This is a genomic window from uncultured Legionella sp. (assembly GCF_937871865.1).
Taxonomy (GTDB): domain Bacteria; phylum Pseudomonadota; class Gammaproteobacteria; order Legionellales; family Legionellaceae; genus Legionella.
In genome coordinates this window covers 1-3,748 of sequence record NZ_CALMPD010000175.1, presented here as the reverse complement: position 1 = coordinate 3,748, position 3,748 = coordinate 1, and the positions used below count along the sequence as shown (strand labels likewise).

The following is a 3,748-nucleotide window of genomic DNA, read 5'->3' as shown; positions in this document are numbered from 1 at the left end:
TGAGCTTTTTCAGAGCCATTGCTAATAATCAATTTATCGTGTGTTGGCTATAGTAAATTAAAAAAGCTACATGCCCACGCCATGCAAAGTGCTGAATTCATTGCCCAAATAGAAGAGAAAACATCTGCGGAACAGTTATTTGAAAGTGGGGATTTGGTAATGAACCATTCTAAAAAATCACTTTCTTTGAAAAATAAATCAGCTGGCCTAGAGGTGGCATTGACGCACAATTTTATTTCAGAATATGGTCATGCAGCTCAAGTTTTCATCGATCCTGAAACAGGGGCCCCCACGTTTTCCCATATATGGGGAGAGCATCAGATTGATAGAGTGAAGGTAGCTGACATGGCTATAAGCGACACCTTCAGAGTTGATGTTATTAAGCTGATTTCGCCTGAAATGCAAGAAAAGCTAAAAGAGCATTACAGCAAACAAGGCTTGGACTACAAAAAAGAAATTAAAAATTTATATCAAGAAAATGTGCAAAGATTACTTGTTGCATCAAAAGAACGGCTTGAGGGTGTGAAAAATGATAAGGCCGCACGCTTTCAAGCTGGATGGGCTGATTTTGGCTTATATGGTGGGCATCATGATTCAGATGCAATCGACAGGAGCGATGTTCATGGTGTTATGTATGGCAAAGACGGATATAAAATTAATGATAAAATGATTTGTTCCGAGTTTGTTGCAAAGAGTGTCGTTGCTGCAATATTTGAAACCAATGAGCAATTGCAAAAACAAATGCTTGAAGCTGGTGTTGTTAATGATGCAGAACATATAGTCAGAGTTCCTCTTGAAAAAGAACGATTATCAAGAATTCACCCGCAAAGGCTCATTGTATTATTGCGAAAAGAAGGATGCTTGGAGGAAGTTAAAAAATCCTCATTCTTGAATCTATTGATTAATAATACTGATCCTTATGCGAAATTAGATTCTAAATCAGTAAAAAGCTCTGGTGTAGTATTTTATGAAACTTTGGCAGGCTTAGCTAAAACAGTTCTTGATAAGGATGAGTTTATTGTCAAAGCAAAAGATGCTTGTGCAACTTATATCGAAGAGGAAGAGCTTGAAATAGATATTGAACATCCAAGAATGCAGACCTTTTTAAACGAGAGCTTTTCTAAAGTTCATGAGGAGATAAAAGAGAATCCAAATTGTGTTATTCAGTTTTTTAAAGACTTGGCACAGTGCATAGGCTCTTTCTTTGGTGTTAAAAAAGATGCTCAAATAATTGTTGAAAAGACTGTGGCAGAATTAGAGCAAGTACATCTCGACGCAATTAAGGATAAGTATAAGACTGAGTCACCAGTTGAACCAGTAGGTAATCAATTCAGGCTATTTAAAAAAGCTGAAGAGAAGAAAGTGGATTCACATATAGTCCAGCCTTCCCCTCTTTCTCATTGATATTTTTAGTTGCAGGAAGCAAAAAAATTATGAGGAATTTTTAATGTTTGGCATTGGCCGTACGATAACTTCCTTCTTTTTCTCTTAAGTAATTTTGAATATGAGGGTTATTAATCGGCTGGTGGCTTGGATCTGCCATGAGCATGCATTCTTCAACATAAGTAACTTGGCTGCTGTCATCAACTAACAGCCGATACCAGGGATTTCGTGTTGCAAATTCACGTTGATTGGCTTGCGGATTATAATTTCCCGATGCTTGAAATATGGGATCCGCGTCTACCACAATGGCTCTATAGCGAATGCGTTTATGAATCACTAAATCCCCAATGTTAAATTTCGCCATCTTGTTCATCGCTCGTTCCCTTAATGGATCCTTGTGATGAATGTATCGGTAAATCAGGGAAGAGCTTGAGTGCTTCTTTTCATACGAGAAAAACGGCTAGGATAATTCCTAGCTCATAAAGAACACACAGGGGCACTGCCAGCATTAATTGTGACAACACATCCGGGGGCGTTAGCAACATCCCCACTATAAATGCGCCGACAATAATATACGGCCTGATTTTTTTCAGGGTCACAATGGAGGTGAGATTCATGCGTACCATAATCAGGCAGATTAATGGCACCTGAAAGCTAAAACCAAATAACATCAGCATTCTGGTAATGAAATCGAGGGTGTAGCTCATATCTGGCATTAAACGTACTCCCTCTGGGAGTGCTTTGGCAAAGAACTGAAACATAAATGGCAATATCAGGAAAAAACAAAAAAGAACGCCAAGTACAAACAAAAACAAGCTGATTACTATTGCCCCTTTTAGTTGCTTTTGTTCGTTTTTATACAACCCGGGGCTGATGAAGCGCCAAAGATGGTAGAGGGCAAAAGGCGCGGTGAGGAGAAGTGCTGCATCAGCAGCCAGTTTTAATGGGGTAAATACAGAAGACGTAATCTGGGTTGCGATTAATCCTTCCTGATTCGGTAGTGCACGTAGTAAGGGAGTAACGATTAAATGAAATAAATCGGCCGCAATGAAGAAAAAAGACAAAAACAGGAGAGCAAACCAGCTTAAGGTAAGCAGTGCGCGGCGGCGTAATTCAAGAAGGTGGACTAACATGGATTTATTTTCTTGGCCAGGTTCATATTAGAATAAACGATAATGGGCGAACTGCCTATGGTCTGGCAGGTAATAAAGCCTGTTACATTACTAGGGTTTGGCCAAACTGAACGGATTTTCGCTGTTCTGATGCGCTAAAATCAGCTCAGTTTGACTCAAATTAAGGTCAGCAAGCCTTAGGCTATAGCAGCCGGTTCTCTACTTTTAACCCCAACGACCTCGGGTCTGATTTCTTTCAGGCGATTGAATTGGTCAACAAATACTACCGTTGGAACCTGGGTGGCACACTCTTCTTCCAGGACTTGGGTAAATGAGGCAATAATGATTAAATCTCCGGGTGTTACCAAATGTGCAGCAGCGCCATTAACACAAATATCAGTTGAGCCTTTTTCACCCGTAATGGCATAGGTTTCAAAGCGAGTGCCCGCGGTGATATTCCAGATATTCACTGCTTCATTGGGAAGTATGTCTGCGGCTTTTAGCAATTCTGGAGATATGGTGATGCTGCCTTCGTAATCCAAATCGGCTTCGGTAACAGTAGCACGGTGAATTTTAGATTTTAGCATTTTTCTGTATGCCATTATTCGTTATCCTTAATGATTTGAGTATATAAAGATTCTGAGTCTGAAATTAAGAATCAGACCCAGTATTGACTTAAATTAGCTTTCCCAGTCCATTAGTGAACATTGAATCTTCTTGTGATGACTCTTCTTCCACTGATTCTTCCGCTGCTTGACGGTGTAGTGCATCATATGCTCTCATCCCTTTTGCAACATAATCTGCGATGCGCAGGTTATATATATCTTGGTTTTTACAAGGAGCCAACGTCCCTAGAGCTTCTGTACTTAATCTTTGTTCTTCTTGTTGTCTAGCAAATTGCGCAAGCCTTTCTTGAAGAAGTTGCTCGGCACGTTCATTGAATAGTCTCGGGTTTTTAGGTGATGGAGCAAACATACCGTGAGCATCTCTTATCGCTTTTTGTCCTACTTTTCTGGGAGACATGGGTGGTGTATGAGCTTGTGGCTCTTCATCGTTTCTGACCGGTTTATATTCAAATAACTTTTGTGATGTTGGCAGGCTGTCGTCGAATTTTCTTTTCATGATGGCTTCTTTTGGTAATTAAAGGCGCAGAATGATAAATAAAAAACAATAAAATGGCAAGGGAAATCAGAAGGAGCCAGGGAGAGATCATCAAAATCTGTTAATGAATAGTTAATTATGATCAAATACCC

The 3,748-nt window shown here is 39.8% G+C and carries 5 protein-coding genes; 1 reads left to right on the top strand and 4 read right to left on the bottom strand.

The window, feature by feature from the left end:
* Window positions 1-81: 81 nt before the first annotated feature.
* Window positions 82-1,404, top strand: coding sequence for a hypothetical protein (locus tag Q0495_RS09585; RefSeq protein ID WP_298625403.1), 1,323 nt, complete (start codon window positions 82-84; stop codon window positions 1,402-1,404).
* A gap of 40 nt (window positions 1,405-1,444) precedes the next feature.
* Here the strand turns inward: Q0495_RS09585 and hspQ are convergent, their stop codons facing one another.
* From hspQ to Q0495_RS09565, 4 genes are all read right to left on the bottom strand, one after another.
* Entirely contained in the window at window positions 1,445-1,756 is a 312-nt protein-coding gene (gene hspQ, locus Q0495_RS09580; RefSeq protein WP_298625400.1) for a heat shock protein HspQ, read from the bottom strand.
* Between the two features lie 70 nt (window positions 1,757-1,826).
* Window positions 1,827-2,516 carry a twin-arginine translocase subunit TatC gene (gene tatC / locus Q0495_RS09575; RefSeq protein WP_298625396.1) on the bottom strand — a complete coding sequence of 230 codons (690 nt, stop codon included), beginning with the start codon at window positions 2,514-2,516 and terminating at the stop codon, window positions 1,827-1,829.
* A gap of 176 nt (window positions 2,517-2,692) precedes the next feature.
* Window positions 2,693-3,097, bottom strand: coding sequence for an aspartate 1-decarboxylase (panD, locus tag Q0495_RS09570; RefSeq protein WP_298625393.1), 405 nt, complete (start codon window positions 3,095-3,097; stop codon window positions 2,693-2,695).
* A gap of 73 nt (window positions 3,098-3,170) precedes the next feature.
* Window positions 3,171-3,617 (bottom strand): hypothetical protein, encoded by a 447-nt coding sequence (locus tag Q0495_RS09565; RefSeq protein ID WP_298625390.1) that lies wholly within the window; start codon window positions 3,615-3,617, stop codon window positions 3,171-3,173.
* Between the last annotated feature and the right edge of the window lie 131 nt (window positions 3,618-3,748).